This is a genomic window from Aminobacter sp. P4_D5 (assembly GCF_056401815.1).
The window spans coordinates 1-716 of sequence record NZ_JBFUIP010000705.1 but is presented as its reverse complement, the minus strand read 5'-3'; the positions used below and the strand labels follow the sequence as shown (position 1 = coordinate 716).

Sequence of the window (716 nt, the reverse complement as noted above, 5' to 3'; positions counted from 1 at the left end):
CCCCTACTACGTGATCCGCGCGATGGGCGGCGTGCTCTACCTCAGCGGCGCCCTGCTGATGGCCTACAATCTCTACCGCAGCGTGCGGGCTCCCCTGGAGGTGCCGCACGGCGTCCTTCCGGCCGCCGCGCCCGTGGCCGCCTGAGGAGCCGCACCCCATGTTCGGAAACCTTTTCAACCACGGCCGGGTCGAGCGGAACCTGATCCTGCTCGGCGTGCTGACGCTGATCACCGTCGCGATCGGCGGCCTGGTCCAGGTGATCCCGCTCTTCACCATCGAGAGCACGATCGAGCGCGTCGGCGGCATCCGCCCCTACACGCCGCTGGAGCTCGCGGGACGCGACATCTACGTCCGCGAGGGCTGCTACACCTGCCACAGCCAGATGGTGCGGCCCTTCCGCGACGAGCGGGAGCGCTACGGCCACTACAGCCTCGCGGCCGAGAGCATGTACGACCGGCCCTTCCAATGGGGCAGCAAGCGCACGGGGCCTGACCTGGCGCGTGTCGGCGGCCGCTATTCGGACGAGTGGCACGTGCTGCACCTGCGCCATCCGCGCCAACTGGTGCCCGAGAGCGTGATGCCGGACTACGCCTTCCTCGACCGTCCGCTGAGCTACGCGAACATCGGTCAGCGGTTGGCGACGCTGCGCAGCCTCGGCGTGCCCTATACCGACGCCCAGGTGGCCAGCGCCCGCGCCGACCTCGAGGCGCAGGCG

Annotated in this window: 1 protein-coding gene; it reads left to right on the top strand. The window is 70.1% G+C overall.

Going from position 1 to position 716, the window contains the following annotated elements; genetic code table 11:
• Nucleotides 1–158: 158 nt before the first annotated feature.
• On the top strand, nt 159–716 hold a 558-nt coding region (gene ccoO / locus AC1DWF_RS34445; RefSeq protein WP_476842970.1), incomplete at its 3' end, for a cytochrome-c oxidase, cbb3-type subunit II.